The sequence below is a fragment of the Enterococcus sp. AZ063 genome (genome assembly GCF_051715045.1).
GTDB classification, from domain to species: domain Bacteria; phylum Bacillota; class Bacilli; order Lactobacillales; family Enterococcaceae; genus Enterococcus_D; species Enterococcus_D casseliflavus.
On the sequence record NZ_JBIOTA010000001.1, the window covers coordinates 2,964,038 to 2,986,129 of the forward strand.

Below are 22,092 nucleotides of genomic sequence, written 5' to 3' on the forward strand. Positions count from 1 at the left end.
CTGTCAATGGAGGAAATAAGGTGCTTAACTAACTGTTTCTCATTGGGAGAACCAACGCAGATCATTTTCAAAAGCTTGTTCTACGTGCGTTTCTTTTGCCCCACCATGGATAGTTCGACTGTTTCTTGGCAACTTATTGCGTCACTTATGGCCGCTCGATCAATGATCGCTGCCTCTTTAAAGCTGACCTCCTGACACTGTTCAAAAATCATTTTCTTTTGCCCTTTAGCTGATTCAAAGGCAACAGACTCAAAAGCAACGCGTTGGATCAGTGAAACCTGCTGTGTTTGTTCATCGACAAACCCTTTTAGCTCGACCAAAGGGTTCTGCCCTACGATACGGGTATTCTTGACCAAAATATCCGAAATGATCGGTAACTGTTGTGCTGCCTGACCATCGGCATTGTAAGCAACAGGATGAGCCATGAAACGATCCAACAGGCAATCGGTGATCGTCACTTGACGAATATAGCCACCACGATCATTCTGCGCTTTCAATTCTAGCCCATAAAGCGTATTGGTCAGTTGACAATCTCGAAAGGAGATATTTTCGACACCACCAGATTGCTCACTACCAATCGCGATGCCATGTCCCCCACGAATAGCCAAATCAAACAGCCGAATATTTTTCGCTGGTCTATTGATCTGATTTCCTTCTGGATTTTTGCCAGATTTGATTGCGATACAATCATCACCCGTATCAAAAACGGTGTCAAAAATCAGCAGATTTTGCGAAGAATCTGGATCCCAACCATCGCCATTGTCGATGCCTTTGGACTGAATATTCACTCCATGGGTCACAACGGTGTCACAGTAAATCATATGGACAGTCCAGCATGGTGGATCAATCAACGTCAGCTCTGTCAAATGGATGTTTTTGGCCTGCATCATACAGATCAAACGTCCCCTTACTCGTCTTCCAGGTTTTCCATCAGAAACATATTCTGGATACTGTTCACGGTCTGCATAAGAGTTTCGCATCGCCAGTCCTAGTGGATTCCCGCCACCAATGATCGTTCCTTTGCCACAAAGACGGACATTTTCACAAACGATACGCCCTCGATCGCCCCGATCGATATACCCAATGTTGATCAATGAACGGAAGCAAAACAATTCCCAGCCTTCATAACGGCTTAATGGTAAGCCCTCTTGATTCACGCTTCCTAAATACTCGTGAGGGGCAACCCGATACGTTTCTATGTCGAGGCTTGCTTGCAATGTGCCATCTACCTGAAAAATCATATTGCTTTTTAGCTCCAACGCACCAGAAAGGATCACCGCCCCTGTTGGGATCCAGACAGTGCCATTGCTAGGGCAATCGTTGATCGCTTGCTGGAGAATGGCGGTACTATCTTCTTTGCCTGCGCTATCAGCATGGTAGGGTGCTTGCGTAACATCTAACAAAACACTTTTTTTCTTTGTACGAAAGGTCGTCGTGACTGCGGTATTTGTAAGCAGGCACCCCTGATGATCGAGGCAGATGATCGTTACTTGATACGTTTGATCGGCAGATAAGTTTGTCAACGTCCAATGCGTCTTGTTTGTTGGTCTGGTTTGGATCAAATCGTTGTCTAAAAACAATTGATAACCAAAAATAGCTTGAGCGTGTAGCGGCTTCTCCCAAATAAGGGTCGCTTGATGAGCGCCGATCGTGCTTGGTACGACATGAAAATCAATTACTTGAAATGGTTCCATCGGTTTGTCCTTTCTTCAACGAATTCATTCAATAGAAAAAAGATATTCCAAAACAGCGAATATCTTTTTCCACACTTATTTAAGACCCGTCGTGCTGATGCCTTCAACAATGTATTTTTGGAAAATAAAGAAGATGATCAACACAGGCAGCAAGGAGACGACAGACATCGCGAACATCGCTCCCCAATTGGAGGTGCTGCTAGCATCTAGGAACTGCTTTAAGGCAATCGATACTGTGTAGTTTTGCGGACGTGTAAGGTACAGCATCGGTCCGATCAGTTCTTCCCATTTCCAATAGAAAGAGAAGATCGCAGCGTTTGCCAAGGAAGGCTTCATCAACGGTAGAATCACGCGGAAGAAAATACCGACCCGTCCACAGCCGTCCATTTTTGCTGCTTCATCTAAATCTGTCGGGATCGCAGAGACGAATTGAACCATCATGAAAATAAAGAAAGCTTGTCCGAAGTATGAAGGAACGGTTACCGGACGAATCGAGTTAAGCCAGCCTAATTGATTAAACCAAAGATACTGAGGCACCATGATGATCTCTTGCGGCAACATCATCGTGACCAAGATACAAGCAAACCAAAAGCCTTTTCCTTTGAAAGGAATTCGACCAAATCCATAAGAAATGACAGCCGAAGAACAGACCGCCCCTACCATTGAAATCAACGCGATTTGCAACGAGTTGAAAATATAGCGAATGAAGGGAATCCCTGCGATCCCTTCAAACCCTTTGGTAAAATTTTCTAACGTCCAGCTTCGGGGGATCAACTCCGTTGCCGTTCGAAAAATGTCACTACTAGGTTTAAAGGCACTAAACAGCAGCCAGAAAATCGGATAAAGCATCAGTAATGCAGCAACTAAGATCACGGCATCAAAGAAATAATTTTGTTTTTGTTCACGCATCAATCAAACCTCCTCGTTTTCTTTAAACACCCAAAATTTCGATGTTGCGAACAACAGAATCGTAATCAACCCAACGATGACCAGTAAAATCCACGCTAAGGCTGAAGCATAGCCCATTTTGAAATCGGTAAAGGCTCGTTGATACATGTACAAGGAATAGACTAACGTGCCGTTACGGGGTGAACCCGTCCCGTTCGAAATGATAAACGCAGGTGTAAACGTCAAAAAGGCCATGATCGTTTGATAGATCAGATTGAAAAAGATGATTGGCGTCAGGACTGGGACCGTGATATTGAAAAACTGTCTGATTTTTCCTGCCCCATCAATTTCCGCCGCTTCGTAATAATCTTTCGGAATATTTTTCAAACCGGATAAGAAAATCAACATCGACGAGCCAAATTGCCACGCTGCTAATAAAATCAAGGTCATCAATGCTAAGCCAGGACTTTTAAAGAAGTAGATCGGGTCTAAGCCGATCGCCGCTAGCACGCCATTGATCAACCCTGAATCGCCAAAAAGATTCCGCCACATGATCGAGACCGCCACGCTCCCACCTAAAATCGAAGGGATATAAAATAATACCCGATAAGCGCCGCTTAATTTCGATGGGCGGTTGATCAGCATCGCCACTGCTAATGCGACGATCAGCCGTAAAGGGACTGCCAACACAACATATTTCAGCGTAACAGTCAGTGACTGAACAAACTTGGGATCATTCGTAAAAATCGTCTTAAAGTTATTCCAGCCAACAAATTGCGCCTCTGTCAATAAATCATAGTCATGAAAAGACATAAAAAGAGAAATCCCCATCGGGACGATAATAAAAGCAAAAAAGCCAATGATGAAGGGTGAGATAAATAAGTAGCCTGTAACCATATTCTGTTTTGATTCTGGTAATCGATTAAACCAGCTTTTGAGTTTCCCAGGTTCTTTTGCCGTGGGTGATTTTGATTGTAGTTCCATAATTTTCACTTCCTACCTCCTATAGTTGATTACGCTTACAAGTTGATTTTAACGAAGTGCTTCTTAAGAATGAATAGAAAAAAAAGCACAGAAATGTGAAAAACTAGAGGACCTATATTTTTTCCTCCATTGCTTCTCCTAAAAAAACGCCTTTACTGAAAAAGTCAGTAAAGGCGCCGCAGCTATGCTTATTGATAGTTTTCTGAAAAAATTTCTTCGCAGCGTTGCGTAAAGGCATCATAAGTTTCTTCTGATGTCATCGTGCCATAAGTGATCTCTGCGTACAGCTCTTTAAAGTACGTGTTGATTTCAGCAAACCCAATTGGTGGGATTGGGGATGGATCACCGACGATGTCTGCAATATCATCTAAGAAATCAGAGGACTCTTGTTCTTCTGGTGTCATGTCGGCATAAAGCAATTCTTTGATGGCATCATTGGAAGGAATCCCCCGCTCAGTACCGATGATCTTATTGGCTTCTTCACTATTCACTAAAAAGTCAACAAACTTCGCAGCTGCTTCTTTTGATTCAGAAGCATTCGCGATCGAATAAAAGAACCCTGGTCGATACGCCATCGCCCCGTTTTCTGAGTCGAATGGACGAGCCAAGTTGATTTCGACATCTTCTGCGGCGGAGGCCTTATAGGTCAAGTATTGATTGGACCAAGTCATCATATAAGCTGCTTTTCCTTGTGAAAACGGATATTGATCCATACTGTTGGCATTGCTAGTCACTTCTGCGGTTGGCATTGCTTTGGCTTCCGTAAGGTCCGCGATAGCCCCCATAAATTCAACCCAGTTTTCTTTGGTAAAACCGATCTCTGGTTTGCCGTCTGCATCGTATTGGTATAGATCTTCGCCTTTAGTACGTAAAAAGTATTGCAAAATCGTACTGTTGTCATTGTTATCATTCCAACCGTAATCACCGGTTGCTTCAGCGATCGCTGCCGTACTTTCTACAAGGTCATCAAAGGTATAATTGCTAAAGTCGATCCCGGTGCCCCCTTGTTCTACTAATGATGGATTGTAGAGCATCGCCATAGTATTGACAGAAGTTGGTATGCCAAAAACTTTTCCATCTAACTCGCCAGTTGCTAAAATCGACTCTTTGATATCATCAGTTTGAATCTCATTGCCGATAAATTCCGACATATCTGCTAATTGATTTTTCGTTCCATATTGCGCAATGTACTGCACATCCATCTGGATCACATCAGGTAATTCACCAGAAGCCGCTTTTGTCGCTAGTTTTTTCCAATGGTCATCCCAAGAACCATACTCATATTCAACTTTGATGTCAGGATTTTGTTTCTCAAATTCTTTGATCGATTCGATATACTTCTCGTGTCTGACTTCTGAGCCCCACCAGGTAAAGGAAATCGTCGTTTTCCCATCTGCATCAGCTTCTGAGCTTCCGCTACTATTGCCGTTGTTGCCACAAGCTGCTAAGGTCGCACCAAGAAACAACAAGCTCGCTGCTTTTAAAAAAGTTTTCTTCATTCTTCTACACTCCTTTTTGTTTGCGCTTACAAGGTGATTGTAATGGAAATCCTCGTTAATAAAAATGAAAAAACAAGAGCAAATATGTGAAAAACTAGACTGTCGTTTTTGCTGAAGGCTAAGCCTTCACCGGCAATAGCTAGAAAAAAATAGAAAAACAGATGAAAAATGTAAAAAAACAGACATGCTCTATTTTTTCCAATATACTATGCTATACTAGCGTTGAAAAGGCTTACTTTTCAAAAAACAAGGTAGGTGGAAACAATGAAAAAAATACAAACCGGACTGTTTCGTCTTTTTACGGTAACAGCTTATTTTGCTAAATTAAACCTTTTATGGCTTTTCTTTACCCTTTTAGGGTTGGGGATTTTTGGCTTCGGTCCTGCCACCGCTGTCACGATCAAATGTTTACATGATTTTCGTAAAACTGGTCATGACTATTCAGCTGTTGCCTTCTGGCAAGCCTACAAGCAAGCCTTTCGCACCTTTTCCCTTTTTGGCATCGGATTATTAAGTACAGTACTCCTGTTGTTGTTTAACTTACGGATTACTCATTTTTTCCCGACTGAAATGGCTTGGCTGCGCCCTGTCTATTTACTTTTAACGATTCTCCTCCTTTACACTGCATTCATCAGCTTTATGACCTATGCCAAAGCCGAACAACACGCTTGGAAACAGACCTTGTACGTCAGTATCTTTCTAGTCTTTCGCTACCCACTGCAAGGCCTTGCCTTGTTGTTTACCTGGTATTTATTGTTTCTCTTATTGACTGCCAAAACCTCCTTGTTACTCGTCTTTGGACTGGTGATTTTCTTGTTTTTCGCTGAATTTTTTCATGGTCAGATGATTGAAAAAACCAAACAATTGCAAGCAAAGCGAGGCAGTGTCCATGAAGTCCCAGAAGCTGATCAATCACTTTAAAAAGCAGCCTTTTGAGCGACAGTTACATTTTGTCTTTTTTGCAACGGTGGCAATTATCGTCTCATTGGCTGTTCTCCTGACCTTAGTTTGGCGACAAGTCTACATGGCGCAGCTGAAAGAAGCCGCGTATAAAGATGTCTCGATCATTTCAACAAATATCGCCAAACGTTTAACTGCCGTCGAAACCCTCTCTTTTCGCATTATCGATAGTGCACCGATCCAAAATGGCCTACAAAGGATCTTGGCACAAGATTCCTTGCAATCCTTAGAGGCGATCGACCAAAAGAATGCCTTAAGTGCAGAAATCAACGCCCTCGTACGCAATGAATCAACGATTCAAAACGTCTATCTCTTTACCCCAACGAACGAAAACATGATCAACTTTCTAGCCGAGACCGACCATATCTTTAATGGCCAAACCATCAAAGATATGATCGAGACTTTGCCCGATAAGCCTGCCAAAGGGAGTTGGTTTTTTGCAAAAGACCTTTCTCAAGGTGTCTACCTGCGAAAAATCTATTCAACAGCCGATCTTTCTTTAACCTATATTGGTACGGTGATATTTCTAGTCAATACGTCCTTCTTTCGTAACGAGATCGAAAGTCTTCCTATTGTCTCTGAACAAAACCAATTTTTCATGGCGTATCAGAACCAATTTTATAGTACCGCAAATGACGAGCAAACCCTCGCTGCGGATCAAAATACCTTGCAGCAGAAAATGGGAACCTTCCAGCGATCGATCGGCTCCATGACGTTTGATAATCGCCAGTACTACTATGCAATGGATCGGAAGACGATGCCGAATATGACCTTCATTTATTTACTGCCTGAAAACCAAGTCTTAGCGGATCTTTATAAACTACAAGGCCTTTCCATCGCTGTGAGTTTGCCTTTTTTATGTTTGATTATTGTTGTGATTCGGAAAATAAGCAATCAGCTGACCCGTCCTTTAGCTGACTTGGCTTCGCAAATGGCCGTTCTGCGGAAAACGAAAAAACTGGCCTCTTTAAAGACCCTCGCTGTCCCAGAAAATAGTCAAGAAGAGATCATGGTCCTTTACGAAAGCTACAATACGATGATCGATGAATTAAATGCCTTGATCAAGGACAATTATGAAATGCGTATTTTGTCCCAAGAAATCGAATTTAAGGGATTGCAAGCGCAATTAGATCCACATTTTCTCTACAATACGTTAGACTCGATCAATTGGATCGCCATTGAAAATCAGCAGTGGCAGATCTCAGAGATGGTCACCTCCCTTGCCTATTTGTTTCGTAAAAAAATCGATACCAAGTCTGACTTCACGACGCTGCAAGATGAGTTAGATATCGTGCATGCCTATATCAATATTCAAAACGTTCGCTTCGGGAAACGGATCGAGTATATCGAAGTAATTTTGGTGAATGACCTGTCCTTTAAGGTTCCTAAGTTACTGATTCAACCATTGATTGAAAATGTCTTTAAATACGCCGTCAATGATATGAAGGAGACGTGTCGCCTCGTCCTTACGATTGAACAACAAGCAGCCTTTCTCCAAGTCAGTGTCTCTGACAATGGCCCTGGTTTTAAAGCCAACTTCTCGATTGAAAAAGAAGGCGGCATCGGATTGACCAATATTCAAAAACGATTGCAACTGCATTATGGTGATCAAGCGTCGTTAGCCATCGTCTCCTCGATTCCCTTCAAAAAGACGACGGTGCGCTTTGTGATCCCCTTGAAAGGAGTGAGTGAAACATGAAAAATATCCTCGTTGTTGACGATGAACCCTTGATAGCAAATGGTGTGGCTAACCTCGTTGCTTCTTTTGATTTCCCATTAGTGGTCAAAGGAATTTACACAGACAGTGAAGAAGCCTTGGCATTTTGTCAGCAAAACACCATCGACATCGTGATTACCGACATCAATATGCCTAAAGTCAATGGACTTGCCTTGATCAAAAAATTAAAAGCCATCAATCCTGCGATTCAAATCATTATTTTGACAGGCTTTGGTAGCTTCTCCTTTGCCAAAGAAGCGATGGCTTTAGGGGTCAAATTTTTCCTTGAAAAACCTGTTTTTCCGAGCAAGCTTTCAGAAGCGTTGGCTGAGACGATCGAACGCTCTGAACGTCGCCAAATGGAATCTAGCCTCTATTTAAAACAACAAATTGAACAATACATCAATAGCTGCGGAGAAGAACCGCTGCCTGAATCGTTCGTTTTTCCATTTTGTATGTACTTATTTGATTCGAAATTCTATCACGCCATCGCTAAGCGGATCGAAAGCTATGAGAACCATCACGAGTTGGTGATCGGTCATCAAAACAAAGTTGGCTATATCCTGAACTTCAGTACGGAAAATACCTTTAATCTCTTTTTTAAAACGAAGGTACAGGCTGCGCATCTAGGAAAAGGGATCGCCATCAATTGCTGGGTCGAAACTCCCGAAAAATTTTTACTCAGTTATCATTTAGGCAAGCGGAACTTGGATAAGGAGTTTTATTTTGATACCTTTGAAGTCATCCAAGAAGCCCAAATCTCACAAGAAAATGTCTATGAAAATAGTCTCTATATGGAATACCGTGAAAAACTTTTGGCATTGATCGACAAAGGCGAACTGACTTTAGCCCAAGTTCTTACGGAAAACTTTTTTTCTACCTGTCGCATGGAGCTTTACCCTGTCCAACTATTGCGGCTGCAGGTCAACGATTTGTTATCGGCAATTTTTGAAAACCATCGCATCAAAAAAGACATCTACTTTGATGACTATTCCCCAAAGATCATGCTCTTGAATAATTGGCACGAACTCCAGTTTATGCTGCTTCACTGTATCGATTTGATGCGGGGCAGCTTAGATGATAGCGAGAACATGCAGCTGTCCCAAAAGGTCAACCTGATCATCGAAGAATATTATGACCATGAAGCATTGTCATTGAAATGGATCGCAGCCCATCTTTTGTACTTAAATCCTGAATACTTAGGAAAAACCTATTACAAAGAAACCGGGATTCGCTTCAATCAAAAATTAGCCGAATACCGCATCCAAAAAGCACAAGAACTGCTGAAGAAAAACTACAAAGTATACGAAGTGGCAGCGATGACGGGCTTTAGCAATGCGCCTGAATATTTTGTTCAAACGTTCAAAAAGATTACTGGTATGACACCAAAGAAATTTTTGAAGCAGCAAGAAAAAGCCCTTCTCTCTTAACGTTTCTTCTATAACGAAAGCATTGTTTTGCTATTTCAACAAAAGAGGTAGTCCGCTCACGAATGTGAGCGAACTACCTCTTTGACTAACCAGTGATTGATGTCAAACAACTGATGCGACCGTGTTCGTTTTAAGGAATGAGCATTTTTGTCTAGCTTACAGCGTAAAGACTTCCTTTAACTCCTGTGTCACTGGCGAATCATCAGGATTTGTTTCCATGAGTTCTGCCATGTAATGCCACCATTTTTGGTTGATCTCGGTTGCCGCTAACTGCTGCCAGCGGGTTTCATCTTCAATCTCAAGGTAGCCAAACAACGCAAGGGTTTCTGGATCTAAGAAAATCTGGTATCTTTTCGCCCCGTGTGCTATGAGCTGCTCTTTTAGTTCTGGCCATAGTTCGCGATGCCGTTTTTCATATTCTGCTTCATATCCAGGATGTAGCTTCATCCGAATCGCTTTTTTGATCATCTTTGTTTGCTCCTCTCTTTATTGCGTAAGGTGTTTAACTTAACAAAATGAAACCAATAGTTCAGTAAATGCTAAGACTGTCAGTGATTGCCCGTAAGGCATCGCCGTAATCGCAATGTTTTTGTAGTACGCCAAGTCTTCTCCCATTCCAGTACCGATGGAAACATTTTGGACTTCTCCATCTTCTGCGACTTGTTCGATCAAACCGGCTAAAGCTTTATAGGCAACATCTTCCCAAGCTTTGTCAATGTAACGCTTATGAACAGCTTTTAAGATCCCATAGGCAAAACCAGCCGTTGCGGAAGCCTCCACATACGAGCTAGGATCGTCTAACAAGGTGTGCCACAGGCCACTTTCATCTTGCATTTCTTGCAAGGCAGTTAGTTGGTCTAAGAGGGTATTGATCAAGAAGCTACGTAACGCATCTCCTTCTTGCAAGTCGAGAATTTCAATGATCTCAGGAATCGCAATGGTGATCCAGCAGTTGCCTCTTGCCCAAAGCGCTTGTGCATAATTGTGGCGTTCTTCAAAGGTCCAGCCGTGGAACCAAAGCCCAGTTTTTTTATCCACTAAGTATTTGATATGGATCATAAATTGTTGTTTTGCTTCTTCGATATAAGCCGGACGATTCAGCAACATGCCAATTTTCGCCAAAGGCAAAGCAGTCATCATCAAGGTATCGTCCCAAAGCTGGTTGCGATTTTCTGGTCCATAGGTCGCATGCTGCAGACCATTTTCGTCGGTTCGCGGCATATCATGCATGACCCATTCCGCCCATTGTTCAAGGTAAGCCAAGTACCGAGAATCTTTGGTGTCTTCATAAAGATACGCCATTGCCAAAAGCGGCGCCATCGTGTTGACATTTTTAGGGGGCGCGCCTTCTAACATGCGCTGCTCAAACCATTCTTCCACAACTTGGAGCGCTTTAGGATTTTTGGTGATTTGGTAGTTTTTATAAATGCCATATAGTCCCACCCCTTGCGGCCAGTTCCAAATCCCCCAGCTTTTATCATCAACGATCAAGCCGTCAAAGTCTAATAAAAATTCACCATTATCATCCTTGATCGTCGTTAAATTTTCGATCATGCGATCAATTTTTTCTTCCACGACACGTTTTTCCACAAATAACTGTTCTAAAATCACCATTGGGTTCATCCTCTCATTTCTCTTTGATAGATTGATCGTAACACGCTTACATTTACACAAAAATAGCAGTTATTGACACTTTACTATCTATTCTTGTATGATAAAATCAAACGAGCACGAAAGGAGCCAATCATGGAGAAGCAAAGTGCGGACACGATGATCAACGATCGCTTTGAGGCCTTTCATATCAAAGACATCGTAGAAGAAAACAATACCCTTTATCATTACCATAGTTTTTATGAGATTCACTGTACCTTAAAAGGATCAGCGGTCTTCTTTATCGATGGCGGAGAATTCCCTCTAGAACCTGGTACGATCATCTTGATTCCTCCGAATGTCTTGCATCGAATCGTCCATCAAACTTCTGATTTTTTCGAGCGAACTTACCTGTATATCAATCCTAGTTATCTCGCTGCCCTCTCCACTACCCAAACAGATCTCACTGCCTGTTTTCGTAGCAACGGCGGCATCAACAGTCGTATTTTATCGATCGATGCCGACCAACTAGACCAGCTATTGCGACCTTTGCGCAAAAAAACGGATAGCAATTATGGCACTGACTTACTTTATCAAAATCATTTGATCGCGTTTTTGATTTCCATCAATACGATTGCCTATCAGGAAAAAGAACCGCTGTTTTTATCCGATTCACTTTACAAAAATAAAGACATTTTGGCTGCCATTACCTATATCAATCAGCATTTGACCGCTGATCTCTCCTTAGAGACCGTCGCCAAAGCCCTTTTCATGAGCCCATACTCGCTTTCAAGGACCTTCAAAAAAGAAACTGGCGTCGCCTTTCATGCCTATGTCGTCAAGAAACGACTCTTAAAGAGCAAAGAAATTTTACGTAAAACCAGAAGCGCCACCGCCACCTACGAAGCTTGCGGCTTCAACTCCTATACCCATTTTTTACGCTGCTTCAAACAAGAATTTCAGTTGACACCAAAAGAATTTTTACAAGAAGAAGCCCAAAATCAATTTGTTCGTTTTACGCATTTTGCAGGGAAAAAATAGCAAGCCGATGAAAAGATTTGCTTACAAAAAAGACTCTCTTACATTGACGATCGTAAGAGAGTTTTTCATTCAATCTTTTAAAAACAGCTACCCAAGTTCCTCAGAAGTTCCCCGCTCGAAATAAAGAAAATAGCGATTGCTGATCCCTGAGACAATCCCAATCATAACCAACAAGACCCCTGACAGGATCATCTGCATCCCTGCTGTTTCATTGCCGCTGACTAGTATCAGCAAGCGTGATGCATAAGGTGCTAACGTGACCCCTAAATTGTATGCAACGATCGAGACGATCGTGCCAAACTTAGCTTCCGCTTCACCACCAGTCGTCAGCAAGTGGGTGAAAAAAGGCATGATGCTGCGAAAGGCAAAGCCTAGTAGTAAAGAACAACCCAAGAGCAGCCCCAGCGTCTGCAAGGGATAGGTTAAATAGATGCTGCTTCCTGCAAGCAATGCCGCAACGGGCAGCAACCAGCGATGTAGGCGGCTATATATCAAGCCAAAGGCATTGCCTGCGATAAATGCCCCCGTCGCAATGGCGGCGATCATGTTACTGCCATCGGTCGCATCACCGATTCCTTTTTCCAACAACAACGGGGTGATCTGCAGATTGTAGTTGATAAACAAGACAACGATCAGAAACAAGAGCACACCCAAAACAAATGACTTTTGTTTCCGTTCTGTTGAAACCGTGACGTTCGCTATCAGAGCCTCATCAGTGATCCCTTTTGTTTCGTTGGGAATAAATACCTGAACAAAAAAGAGACTGATCAAGGCAAAGCCATAAACGAAGAAAGAGATCTCCCAACTGATCTTCACTAGCTGTCCTACCAGCAAAGTCATAAAGATACCGCCTAAACCACCGACGGCACTTTCTAACCCAAGAGCCTTAGCTTTCTTTTGCGGCTCATTTTGAAACAACAAACTAATCATTTGAATCGCCAAACGATTGAATAAGCCAATCCCGAAGCCAAGAATCGCGCGCGAAAGAAACAAGACGGGAAAGCTCCCCTGATACCATGCCGGCAGCGTACCAAAAATCGCCACAATGACCAAGCCGGTGACCATCGTGTATTTTTTGCCGATCCTTTTTTCGATCATGCTAGTAGTAAAAATCCCCAGCAAAAGAAACAATGACGGAATCGTGGTCAGTAACCCGACGTAGACCGCATCTACTTCTGGAAAGCTTGCCGCAATCGCTGGAACATTGGCAGAAATCGCCGGTGCCGAATAGACGACCATTGCCACCGACAACAGTGCCAGCAACTTCATTGAAAAAAATTTCATAGTTACCCCTTTTCTTTTTACAAAATACTTTTTTTGTTTCTCTGAGCTCAACCGGATAAGACACCAAAGCAATCTTTTCCTACCTCTTTATTATTTGCTGGATCGCCAGCATTTGACCAATGCTTCCTACGCTGAGAATTTATGCTTGAAAAGCATTGGTCTTCTGCATTTGCTGCAGATCGTCACCGATAGTCTGCGAAAAAACCTTGCAGTCTGTTTTTCTGCAAGGTTTCCTTCGATCATTCATTTTTTATCAATCCTATCAGCTACACAAGACACCCTAAGAGAACTTATTTCTGCAGCTGTTCTATGACATCTTTCGTAATTGCCTCAGCAGTGATACCAAGTTCAGATAAAACGTCCGCTGCTCGGTAATTATCATAAAATTTCTTTTCTAAGCCATAGTTTTTGACGGCAATCTCACGATCACCAAGATAGCTGGCAATCATTTGTCCATAGCCGCCCTCTCGTATGCCGTCTTCCAACGTGACAACGAGTTTATGCGCTCGTGCCACAGCATCCAGCAACTCTTTGTCGACCCCTGAAATAAACTTAGGATTGATCACCGTTGGGGTAATTCCATGTTGCATTTCCAATTGTTCAGCGATCTCTTCTGCTAGCGCATAAAAGTTTCCGACACCGACGATGGCTACCTGCGTGCCAGCTTGAGTCACCTCATTTTTTTGATTGCTGTAGTCAGTAGAGGCTGCCACTGCCGTTTCGTTGACAGGTCCAACCGGTACCCGGATCGCAACTGGAGCGTTGGTTTGTTCCAGCGACCAATCCAACATTGCTAGATATTCTTCTTTAGAGGTTGGCGCAAGATAAACAAGGTTGGGAATATGTGCCAAAAATGGGATATCAAAAATTCCCAAATGGCTCTCGTCATTCATTCCATGAATCGATGCACCGTATACCAGAATCGTTCCAGGCAGATGATTTAGGGCCAAATCATGGGAAATTTGATCAAAACTACGTTGCATAAAGGTAGAAAAAACGGCCCAGACAGGTTTCGCTCCATTTTTTGCTAACCCAGCAACCATCGATACCGCATGTTCTTCTGCAATACCCACATCTACAAATTGTTTACCTGCTTTTTCTCGTTGTTCTGGAGAAAAAAGCAGCATCGGTGTACCAGCGTTTACTGCCACGACTTTAGGATCTGTCGCCATTTTTTCTAATAAATAATCCGTTGTTAAGCTGTTGTAGGTTACTTGATTGCCCCCAGCAGAAATATATTCGCCTGTTTCTAAACGAAAGGGACCACCTGCATGAAACTTTTCACGATTTTCTTCCGCAAACTTGAAGCCTTTGCCTTTGATCGTATGAATGTGTAATAAAACAGGATGATCAATGTCTTTCACTTTTTCAAATAAAGCGATCAAGGCAGCGAGGTCATTTCCTTCATCTAAATAGTGGTACTCAAAACCAATCGCTTTGAACAGATTGTCTGCTGCTTGCCCCTTGGTTTCCCGCAATGTCCGTAAATTTTGATACATCCCTCCATGGTTTTCCGCGATCGATTGGTCATTGTCGTTGAGGATCACGATGGTATTGGTGCCTAATTCCACGATATTGTTCAAGCCTTCAAACGCTAAGCCACCTGATAGAGAACCATCGCCAATGACGGCAACGACGTTATACGTTTCATTTTTTAGGTCACGGGCTTTCGCCACACCATTTGCCAACGAAACTGAGGTGGAGGTATGACCGACCGTAAAGAGATCGTGCTCGCTTTCTTTCGGATTCGTGTAACCAGAAACCGCATCATACTGCATAGCATCAAGAAAGGCATGGGCGCGTCCCGTCAGCATTTTGTGGATATAGGTCTGATGAGACACATCAAAAATCAGCTTATCGGTGGGGGAATCAAAGACTTTATGCAACGCGATCGTCATCTCGACCATCCCCAGATTGGAGCCATTGTGCCCCCCATGGTGACTGATTTTTTCCAATAAAGCAGTTCGTGCTTCTACTACCAGTTCTTGAAGTTGCCCACTGGTCAATTCTTTTAACGCTTTGGGGCTTTTGATTTTTTCTAATAACATGTACGTACCTCCTGTAAAAATGTTTGAATGGTTCGTGTGTTTACTCACAAGGAAAAAGACACGAAGTCGAAATGAGTGGATCGTTTTCTGGAATGAAAAAAGCGGCAATCGGAGCTGGACGCTCTTTTTTAAATTCCTGTCAAACCAAGAAATAGCAAATTATCCTAAAGGGAAATCGTGATTTTTCTTAGATCTAACCATCGCTGCTCATTTCTTCTATCTAAAAAGATACCACCTAGAGTTGACTTTAGGTCAAGTGGTTTTTGAAACATTTTGAACAAAACGAGGTTGATTTTTTCTAATTATTGAAACAATTGCAGGTTTATTCTCTATAAATTTTCTTTTCTAATACATATTGCTAGAGGTTCATTTGATATGTCATAGTAAATTATAAAAAACTGCCATTAAACAGGATCCATTCCCTGCTTAATGGCAGTTTGCTTATTTCCGATACATCTTCAATTCCAAGAACAAATCATTATAGATGCCCAGATACTCAGCACCTAAGTTTTCATAGACTTCGAGGTGTTCCATTAATTCATCGGATGGATAGAATTGTTCGTCTTCGGTGATCTCGTCTGGCAGTAAGGCCATGGCTTCTTGGTTAGGTGTGGAATAGCCGATGTATTCTGCGTTTTGTGCAGCATTCTCGGGTTCCAGCATAAAGTTCAAGAAGGCATAAGCGCCGGCTTCGTTTTGTGAGGTCTTAGGAATGACCATATTATCAAACCACAAGTTGGAGCCTTCCGAAGGGATCACATAATGAATGTGTTCATTTTCGTACATCATGTCGGCTGCTTCCCCAGAAAATGTGACCGCAACCGATGCTTCTTCATTGGCCATGTACATCTTGATTTCATCTGCGACGATGGCTTTGATGTTTGGGGTCATGGTCCGAAGCTTATTGAATGCCTCTTGCAACTGATCATCGTCTTTGCTGTTTAGAGAATAGCCTAAGCTGTCCAAACCTAATCCCATTACTTCACGCGCGCCATCGATCAGCATGATGCTGTTTGCTAATTCGGGTTTCCAAAGATCGTCCCATTGGGTGATCTCACCTTCATCAAAGAATTTATCGTTATAGACGATCCCCAGTGTTCCCCAGAAATAAGGGATCGAATATTGATTGCCCGGATCAAAACTCAGGTCTAAAAAGCGAGGGTCGATATTGTCTAGCCCTTTGATTTTGCTGTGATCCAATGGTTTTAAAAGATTTTGTTCCATCATTTTCTCAATCATGTATTCACTCGGTATGGCGATGTCATAGGACGTACCGCCTTGTTGGATCTTCGTGAACATCGCTTCATTTGAGTCAAAGGTTTCATAATTGACTTTGTAGCCAGTCTCTTCTTCAAACTTACTGATCAAATCAGGGTCGATGTAGTCGCCCCAGTTGTAGATGTTGACGACCTCAGCACCTGCCATACCAGAGGTGCGTTCCAATTCACGGACACCAAAGAGCAAGATCAGGACGATCGCAACAATACCGATAATCAGAGATTGTAGTCGTTTCATCGCAGATTTGCCACCTCCACACGGCGGTTTTTACGCAATTTCTTCGCGCCGTTTTCTTTACTGATAAAGTAATAACCTACCACCAGGATCATGGAGAATAAGAAGACAAGTGTACTTAATGCATTGATTTCTAAACTGATTCCTTGACGTGCTCTAGAATAGATCTCTACCGATAAGGTACTAAAGCCATTGCCTGTCACAAAGAATGTCACGGCAAAATCATCGAGTGAATAAGTAAAGGCCATGAAATAGCCGGCGATGATGCCCGGTGTCAAGAAAGGCAAAATGATATTTTTAATGACTTGAAAATTATTCGCGCCTAAATCACGGGCAGCATCGATCATTGAATCGTTCATCTCTTGCAGTTTCGGCAAGACCATCAACACCACGATCGGGATACTAAAGGCGATATGCGAAAGCAATACGCTGAAAAAGCCTAAGCTAAACCCACGGAACAAGTTGCCGATCATCGTAAAGAAAATCAAGAAGCTGGCACCAATGATGACATCTGGTGAAACCAACAAAATATTATTCAAACTCAACAATGCCGTTCTCGTTCGACGTTTGCGGGTATAGTAGATGCCCATCGCTCCAAATGTCCCGATGATCGTTGCCAATAATGCTGATAAAAATGCCAGCATAAAGGTGTTCAACACGATGATCATCAAGCGGGTATCTTGAAAGACGGATTGGTAATGTTCAAAAGTGAAACCCGTAAAAGCATTCATGGTGCCTCCTTCATTGAAGGAATAGAAAATCAAATAAAAGATCGGCACGTACAAAAGAATAAAGACGACGATCAGATAAAGATTCGACCAGCGAAATTTTTTCATTTACGTTGCCCTCCTTTTTTCTTTTCTCCCGTAAACAGCATCACGAGGAACATAGCGATGATCAAAATGACGCCGATGGTCGAACCCATGCCCCAGTTTTGGGTAACAAGAAAGTGCTGCTCGATCGCCGTACCAAGCGTAATCACGCGATTGCCCCCAATCAAACGGGTCAACATGAAGAGGGAGAGCGATGGAATGAAGACGGCTTGGACGCCGCTTTTTACCCCGTTTAACGAAAGAGGGAAAATCACTCGTCGAAACGTATCATAGCTGTTTGCCCCTAAATCGCGACTGGCACTGATCAAAGAGGGATTCATTTCTTCTAAGGCATTAAAAATTGGCATGATCATAAAGGGCAGTTCGATATAGACGGCAACCGTCAAAAAGCTGAAGTCAGTAAACAAAATCTGCTTTGGTCCAACCCCCATGATTTCTAGGAAGTTGTTGACACTGCCATGAATGCCGAAAATCCCAATAAACGCATAGGCTTTTAACAATAAGTTCACCCACGTTGGTAAGATGATCAACAGCAGCCACAAATCTTTGTGGCGCAGCTTAGTTAAGAAATACGCTGTCGGGTAGCTGATCACTAAGGTAATCAAGGTGATCAAAAAGGCATACCAAACCGAGTTTAAGGTCATGATCAAATATTTTCCCGAACCTAAGTAGCTTTGATAATTGACCAGCGAAAAGTTGCCGTTCATATCAAAAAAAGATTGGTAGATGATCAATAAGACTGGTGCAATAACAAATAGCAATAACCAAAAGACATAGGGTATCGCATAAAAACGACGCATTTTCGTCATTAGCTTTCCCTCCTAATCTTCGTAGCTCTCTAAACGAGCATCAAAATCTTCTTCGGACTCATTGAAACGCATGACGTGGATGTCTTCTGGTTCAAAGGAAAGCCCGATCTTGCTTCCTTCAGTGGCTTTTCTTGTAGAGTGAACCATCCATTCGTTGCCTTGTTCATCGTAACAAATGATTTCGTAATGCACGCCTCGGAACAATTGCGTGTCTACTTCAACGACCAGCTTGCCTTTTTCCGCCGTCGTCAAATTCAAATCTTCTGGACGGATCACGATCTCAACAGCTTCATTCGGCCGCATCCCGCCATCGACACATTCAAATTGCTTGCCGACAAACTCCACTAAGTTGTCTTCGATCATCGTACCTGTGACGATGTTGCTTTCACCGACAAAATCCGCCACGAAATGGTTGATTGGTTCATCGTAAATATCCACTGGTGTGCCGCTTTGGACGATCTTCCCTTTATTCATAACGAAAATCTCATCACTCATCGCCAACGCTTCTTCTTGGTCATGGGTGACAAAAATAAAGGTGATGCCTAGTCGCTGCTGCAATTCCCGCAGCTCGTATTGCATGTCGGTTCGCAATTTCAAATCCAATGCGGACAAGGGTTCATCAAGAAGCAATACTTTGGGCTCATTGACGATCGCTCGTGCGATTGCGACCCGTTGGCGTTGTCCTCCAGACATTTCGCTGATTTCACGATTCTCATAACCAGGAAGCTGCACTAGCCGCAACGCTTCTAAGACTTTTTTATTCACTTCATCTTTTGGTAATTTTTTGATTCGCAGACCAAATGCCACATTTTCAAAAACGTTCATATGTGGGAATAAGGCGTAATCTTGAAAGACAGTATTCACTTGCCGTTGATTGGCAGGAACGTCATTGATTCTTTGTCCATCAAAATAAACGTCGCCTTCTGTTGCGTCCGAAAAACCCGCAATGATGCGTAAGATGGTTGTTTTTCCACAACCTGAAGGACCTAACAATGTATAAAAGCGACCTTCTTCAATATCAAAACTCACTTTTTTCAAAACTGTTTCATCATCATCAAATCGCTTCACCACATTGTTGAATGAAATTATTGTTTTTCCCACACTCTTTCCTCCTGTACTATAAATAAGAATCTGTCACGACTACAAGCACACGGCTTTTTTTGCCCGCAATATTTTTTAATTGATGCGGCTCAGTCGCCTGATAATAAATCGATTGGCCTTTACGAGCCTTGTACTGCGTTTCTCCTAGTGTCAAGGCCACACTGCCCTCTAAGACATAGATAAATGTTTCTGCTAACGATGGTTCAAAGGTCTTGTATTCGCCCGCTTTATCAAAGGTCAGCAAGACTGGCTCCATTTCTTTTTCATTGGAATCGGGAATCAGCCACTTCAATTCATAGCCATTTTCTTCATCATAATAAAGCGTGCTGTCTTCTTCGCGATAAACCACTTGATGCTGCGCATTTTCTTCTCGGAAAAATTCCTCTGGTGTCACGCCTAAAACTTCTAAGATCGTAAAAAAAGTTTCCATAGAAGGCGAACTCAAATCACGTTCCAACTGTGAGATATAGCCTTTCGTCAAATCGGTCCGCTCGCCTAATTCTTCTTGGGTCAAATTCTTTTGAACGCGCAAATTGCGCAGCTTCTCGCCAATCTCCATGTTCATTCCCCCTTTGATTGACACAACTTCAAATAAAAAAGTTTGCTATAAGTAAACTTCATGTTTAATTTCACTTTTTCTAGTATACAAATAATTGCAAAAAACACAAGCCTTTTTTCTTCATTTTTTTGAATTCTTTTCTCCCTGATCAAAAAAAGGAGTGACGCTAAACGCTTGTGTTATAAAGGAAACGATTTGTGGTCCCGGCATTTTCGCTTTTTAAAGGTTTAAAAGAACAACTTCTATTTTAACGAAGAAAAGGTAGATTTAATAATGATCTGTTTTTGCTGATTTTTTGATAAGAAGACCTGCCTTTTCTTGCTTCACTGGTTAAAAAAATAAAACTTATGGTATTATGAGTACAAACCATCAAAGGAGTGTCTGAAATGACGAATTTCTCTACCTTTCGTGTCATGAATGAACCAAATTTTACTGCTTCACTCACAACTGCAACCCTTGACGAGCTGCCAGCAGGCGATGTGCTTGTCCGTGTTGATTACTCAGATGTCAATTACAAAGATGCCTTGGCAGCAAAAGAAAATGGCGGCGTGATCCGCACGTATCCGATGACGCCGGGAATCGATTTAGCAGGGGAAGTCGTGGACAGTCAGTCTGCTGATTTTGCCCCAGGCGACCAAGTCTTAGTGACAGGTTATGGCTTAGGGGTTTCTCACCCAGGCGGTTACAGTCAATTTCAACGGGTCCCAGCCGAGTGGCTCGTGAAACGTTCTGCTGGTTTTTCAGCAAAAGACAGTATGACCTATGGCACTGCTGGGTTCACAGCAGCTTTAGCGGTGCAAGAATTAGAACAGCTGCACTTAGCAAAAGACGCTGCTATTTTGGTGACAGGTGCTAGCGGTGGCGTCGGCAGTGTCAGCATTGCTTTATTGAAAAAACTGGGCTATACAAATATAGTGGCGCTATCTCGGAAAACCGATGCGCAATGGTTGTTGGACCTAGGCGCAGCGAAAATCGTCAGTCCTGATGACGTGGTACCAGAAAAGGTCAAACCATTAGCAAAACAAACGTTTGCAGCGGTCATCGATACAGTTGGCGGTCCATTGCTTGCGGCAGTGCTTCCGCAAATCGCGTATGGGGGCGGTGCCTTCTTATGCGGCAATGCTGGTGGAATCAAAATCGAAACGACTGTCTTACCATTTATTTTGCGTGGGATTCGCGTAATTGGGATCGATTCGGTCAATGTTTCCCATGAGATCCGCTCGGCATTATGGGAGAAATTAGCGGGTGAGTGGAATGTGATCGATCAGCTTTACACGAAAGCCATCACTTTGGAAGACTTGCCAGAAACATTGGCAGCTTTATTAGCTGGTACGCACCAAGGACGGACGATCGTTGAGGTGTCACAAGCGCAATGAGAATTTTGATTACGGCTGGCGGTACTTCCGAAAAAATCGATGATGTCCGTGCAATCACGAATCATTCCACGGGCTCACTTGGTCAAGCCATTGCCAAGGAATGGCTGCAATACCCTGAGGTGGCCATCGATTACGTTACGACGAAAACTGCCAAACAACCGCCGACCGATCCACGCGTTACCTGTCATTTCATTGAAGGGACCACGGACTTGTTGACGCAGTTGACCGATTTATTGACGACCCATTCGTATGCTGCTGTGATCCACAGTATGGCAGTCAGTGATTTCACCCCTGCTGCTCATTTTTCAGAAGCAGCGTTTTATGAAGCAATCAACGATGCCCTACCAGCTTATGACAACCAGGTCACTCCGGCATTGATGGCACACGTGCTCACACAATCTGAAACAACGGCAGGCAAAGTTTCTTCCAATACTGATCATTTGTTTTTAGTGTTGAAGAAAACCCCGAAAGTGATCCAAACCATCAAAGCATTACAGCCGACAACCTTATTAGTCGGATTCAAATTATTAGTAGACGTAGCGGAAGCCGAGTTGTTTGCGGTCGCACGAAAAAGTCTGCTGGCTAGCCAAGCGGATTATGTGTTGGCCAACGACTTGACGCAAATTTCTGGAAACCAGCATGTCGGACACCTTTTGACACAAGAAGGACAAATCGGGACTGGCCGCACAAAAGCTGAGATCGCAACCTTGATCGTTGACACATTACGCAATGACCTGCGTGCTTAGCTAGATGTTTTTTAGAAAAGG

Annotated in this window: 19 protein-coding genes; 6 read left to right on the top strand and 13 right to left on the bottom strand. The window is 42.9% G+C overall.

Annotation, left to right across the window (positions count from 1 at the left end):
• Positions 1-80: 80 nt before the first annotated feature.
• The 4 genes from IGK61_RS13950 to IGK61_RS13965 form a co-directional block, all read right to left on the bottom strand.
• Complete coding sequence (locus tag IGK61_RS13950) at positions 81-1,694, bottom strand: glycosyl hydrolase family 28 protein (RefSeq protein WP_074535490.1); 1,614 nt, start codon at positions 1,692-1,694, stop codon at positions 81-83.
• 75 nt (positions 1,695-1,769) lie between these two features.
• Positions 1,770-2,603 (bottom strand): carbohydrate ABC transporter permease, encoded by an 834-nt coding sequence (locus IGK61_RS13955; RefSeq protein ID WP_005234188.1) that lies wholly within the window; start codon positions 2,601-2,603, stop codon positions 1,770-1,772.
• Between the two features lie 3 nt (positions 2,604-2,606).
• A complete protein-coding gene (locus IGK61_RS13960) occupies positions 2,607-3,566 on the bottom strand; it encodes a carbohydrate ABC transporter permease (protein WP_016608843.1) in 960 nt (319 codons plus the stop codon).
• A 188-nt stretch (positions 3,567-3,754) separates the two neighbouring features.
• Positions 3,755-5,065 carry an ABC transporter substrate-binding protein gene (locus IGK61_RS13965; RefSeq protein ID WP_074535489.1) on the bottom strand — a complete coding sequence of 437 codons (1,311 nt, stop codon included), beginning with the start codon at positions 5,063-5,065 and terminating at the stop codon, positions 3,755-3,757.
• Between the two features lie 264 nt (positions 5,066-5,329).
• Between IGK61_RS13965 and IGK61_RS13970 the strand changes: the two genes are divergently transcribed.
• The 3 genes from IGK61_RS13970 to IGK61_RS13980 are packed head-to-tail and all read left to right on the top strand — an operon-like array spanning position 5,330 to position 9,172.
• A complete protein-coding gene (locus tag IGK61_RS13970; protein ID WP_010749870.1) occupies positions 5,330-5,986 on the top strand; it encodes a DUF624 domain-containing protein in 657 nt (218 codons plus the stop codon).
• Positions 5,955-7,724, top strand: a complete 1,770-nt coding sequence (locus IGK61_RS13975; RefSeq protein WP_074535488.1) for a sensor histidine kinase — start codon at positions 5,955-5,957, stop codon at positions 7,722-7,724. The genes IGK61_RS13970 and IGK61_RS13975 overlap by 32 nt, the downstream gene beginning before the upstream one ends.
• On the top strand, positions 7,721-9,172 hold the full coding sequence (locus IGK61_RS13980) for a response regulator (RefSeq protein ID WP_074535487.1): 1,452 nt from the start codon (positions 7,721-7,723) through the stop codon (positions 9,170-9,172). The genes IGK61_RS13975 and IGK61_RS13980 overlap by 4 nt, the downstream gene beginning before the upstream one ends.
• Before the next feature lie 156 nt (positions 9,173-9,328).
• Here IGK61_RS13980 and rhaM read toward each other — a convergent pair whose 3' ends face one another.
• Positions 9,329-9,640 carry an L-rhamnose mutarotase gene (gene rhaM / locus IGK61_RS13985; protein ID WP_074535486.1) on the bottom strand — a complete coding sequence of 104 codons (312 nt, stop codon included), beginning with the start codon at positions 9,638-9,640 and terminating at the stop codon, positions 9,329-9,331.
• A gap of 39 nt (positions 9,641-9,679) precedes the next feature.
• On the bottom strand, positions 9,680-10,786 hold the full coding sequence (gene bglB / locus IGK61_RS13990) for a beta-galactosidase BglB (protein ID WP_438844951.1): 1,107 nt from the start codon (positions 10,784-10,786) through the stop codon (positions 9,680-9,682).
• A 132-nt stretch (positions 10,787-10,918) separates the two neighbouring features.
• Between bglB and IGK61_RS13995 the strand changes: the two genes are divergently transcribed.
• On the top strand, positions 10,919-11,803 hold the full coding sequence (locus IGK61_RS13995) for an AraC family transcriptional regulator (protein ID WP_074535484.1): 885 nt from the start codon (positions 10,919-10,921) through the stop codon (positions 11,801-11,803).
• 87 nt (positions 11,804-11,890) lie between these two features.
• Here IGK61_RS13995 and IGK61_RS14000 read toward each other — a convergent pair whose 3' ends face one another.
• The 7 genes from IGK61_RS14000 to IGK61_RS14030 all read right to left on the bottom strand — a co-directional run bounded on the left by IGK61_RS14000 (position 11,891) and on the right by IGK61_RS14030 (position 19,949).
• Complete coding sequence (locus IGK61_RS14000; RefSeq protein ID WP_074535483.1) at positions 11,891-13,087, bottom strand: MFS transporter; 1,197 nt, start codon at positions 13,085-13,087, stop codon at positions 11,891-11,893.
• Between the two features lie 290 nt (positions 13,088-13,377).
• Entirely contained in the window at positions 13,378-15,135 is a 1,758-nt protein-coding gene (locus IGK61_RS14005; RefSeq protein WP_074535482.1) for a 1-deoxy-D-xylulose-5-phosphate synthase, read from the bottom strand.
• A 441-nt stretch (positions 15,136-15,576) separates the two neighbouring features.
• Positions 15,577-16,650, bottom strand: coding sequence for an ABC transporter substrate-binding protein (locus tag IGK61_RS14010; RefSeq protein ID WP_005234158.1), 1,074 nt, complete (start codon positions 16,648-16,650; stop codon positions 15,577-15,579).
• Entirely contained in the window at positions 16,647-17,483 is an 837-nt protein-coding gene (locus IGK61_RS14015) for an ABC transporter permease (protein ID WP_005228535.1), read from the bottom strand. Before IGK61_RS14015 ends, IGK61_RS14010 begins: the two co-directional genes overlap by 4 nt.
• Positions 17,480-18,289, bottom strand: coding sequence for an ABC transporter permease (locus IGK61_RS14020; protein WP_005234157.1), 810 nt, complete (start codon positions 18,287-18,289; stop codon positions 17,480-17,482). Before IGK61_RS14020 ends, IGK61_RS14015 begins: the two co-directional genes overlap by 4 nt.
• Positions 18,290-18,301: 12 nt before the next feature.
• Positions 18,302-19,390 carry an ABC transporter ATP-binding protein gene (locus IGK61_RS14025; protein ID WP_005228533.1) on the bottom strand — a complete coding sequence of 363 codons (1,089 nt, stop codon included), beginning with the start codon at positions 19,388-19,390 and terminating at the stop codon, positions 18,302-18,304.
• Between the two features lie 16 nt (positions 19,391-19,406).
• Positions 19,407-19,949, bottom strand: a complete 543-nt coding sequence (locus tag IGK61_RS14030) for a helix-turn-helix domain-containing protein (protein WP_015510239.1) — start codon at positions 19,947-19,949, stop codon at positions 19,407-19,409.
• A 386-nt stretch (positions 19,950-20,335) separates the two neighbouring features.
• Between IGK61_RS14030 and IGK61_RS14035 the strand changes: the two genes are divergently transcribed.
• Together IGK61_RS14035 and coaB are read left to right on the top strand one after the other, a co-directional pair.
• Positions 20,336-21,325: an acrylyl-CoA reductase family protein gene (locus IGK61_RS14035; RefSeq protein ID WP_074535481.1), complete on the top strand. Its 990-nt coding sequence runs from the start codon at positions 20,336-20,338 to the stop codon at positions 21,323-21,325.
• On the top strand, positions 21,322-22,071 hold the full coding sequence (gene coaB, locus IGK61_RS14040; protein ID WP_074535480.1) for a phosphopantothenate--cysteine ligase: 750 nt from the start codon (positions 21,322-21,324) through the stop codon (positions 22,069-22,071). Before IGK61_RS14035 ends, coaB begins: the two co-directional genes overlap by 4 nt.
• Positions 22,072-22,092 lie beyond the last annotated feature (21 nt).

Excerpts from the sequence above, each read along its gene's own strand:
- IGK61_RS13950 (WP_074535490.1), bottom strand. The coding sequence starts at position 1,694 with ATGGAACCATTTCAAGTAATTGATTTTCATGTCGTACCAAGCACGATC.
- IGK61_RS13955 (WP_005234188.1), bottom strand. The coding sequence starts at position 2,603 with ATGCGTGAACAAAAACAAAATTATTTCTTTGATGCCGTGATCTTAGTT.
- IGK61_RS13960 (WP_016608843.1), bottom strand. The coding sequence starts at position 3,566 with ATGGAACTACAATCAAAATCACCCACGGCAAAAGAACCTGGGAAACTC.
- IGK61_RS13965 (WP_074535489.1), bottom strand. The coding sequence starts at position 5,065 with ATGAAGAAAACTTTTTTAAAAGCAGCGAGCTTGTTGTTTCTTGGTGCG.
- IGK61_RS13970 (WP_010749870.1), top strand. The coding sequence starts at position 5,330 with ATGAAAAAAATACAAACCGGACTGTTTCGTCTTTTTACGGTAACAGCT.
- IGK61_RS13975 (WP_074535488.1), top strand. The coding sequence starts at position 5,955 with ATGAAGTCCCAGAAGCTGATCAATCACTTTAAAAAGCAGCCTTTTGAG.
- IGK61_RS13980 (WP_074535487.1), top strand. The coding sequence starts at position 7,721 with ATGAAAAATATCCTCGTTGTTGACGATGAACCCTTGATAGCAAATGGT.
- rhaM (WP_074535486.1), bottom strand. The coding sequence starts at position 9,640 with ATGATCAAAAAAGCGATTCGGATGAAGCTACATCCTGGATATGAAGCA.
- bglB (WP_438844951.1), bottom strand. The coding sequence starts at position 10,786 with ATGGTGATTTTAGAACAGTTATTTGTGGAAAAACGTGTCGTGGAAGAA.
- IGK61_RS13995 (WP_074535484.1), top strand. The coding sequence starts at position 10,919 with ATGGAGAAGCAAAGTGCGGACACGATGATCAACGATCGCTTTGAGGCC.
- IGK61_RS14000 (WP_074535483.1), bottom strand. The coding sequence starts at position 13,087 with ATGAAATTTTTTTCAATGAAGTTGCTGGCACTGTTGTCGGTGGCAATG.
- IGK61_RS14005 (WP_074535482.1), bottom strand. The coding sequence starts at position 15,135 with ATGTTATTAGAAAAAATCAAAAGCCCCAAAGCGTTAAAAGAATTGACC.
- IGK61_RS14010 (WP_005234158.1), bottom strand. The coding sequence starts at position 16,650 with ATGAAACGACTACAATCTCTGATTATCGGTATTGTTGCGATCGTCCTG.
- IGK61_RS14015 (WP_005228535.1), bottom strand. The coding sequence starts at position 17,483 with ATGAAAAAATTTCGCTGGTCGAATCTTTATCTGATCGTCGTCTTTATT.
- IGK61_RS14020 (WP_005234157.1), bottom strand. The coding sequence starts at position 18,289 with ATGACGAAAATGCGTCGTTTTTATGCGATACCCTATGTCTTTTGGTTA.
- IGK61_RS14030 (WP_015510239.1), bottom strand. The coding sequence starts at position 19,949 with ATGGAGATTGGCGAGAAGCTGCGCAATTTGCGCGTTCAAAAGAATTTG.
- IGK61_RS14035 (WP_074535481.1), top strand. The coding sequence starts at position 20,336 with ATGACGAATTTCTCTACCTTTCGTGTCATGAATGAACCAAATTTTACT.
- coaB (WP_074535480.1), top strand. The coding sequence starts at position 21,322 with ATGAGAATTTTGATTACGGCTGGCGGTACTTCCGAAAAAATCGATGAT.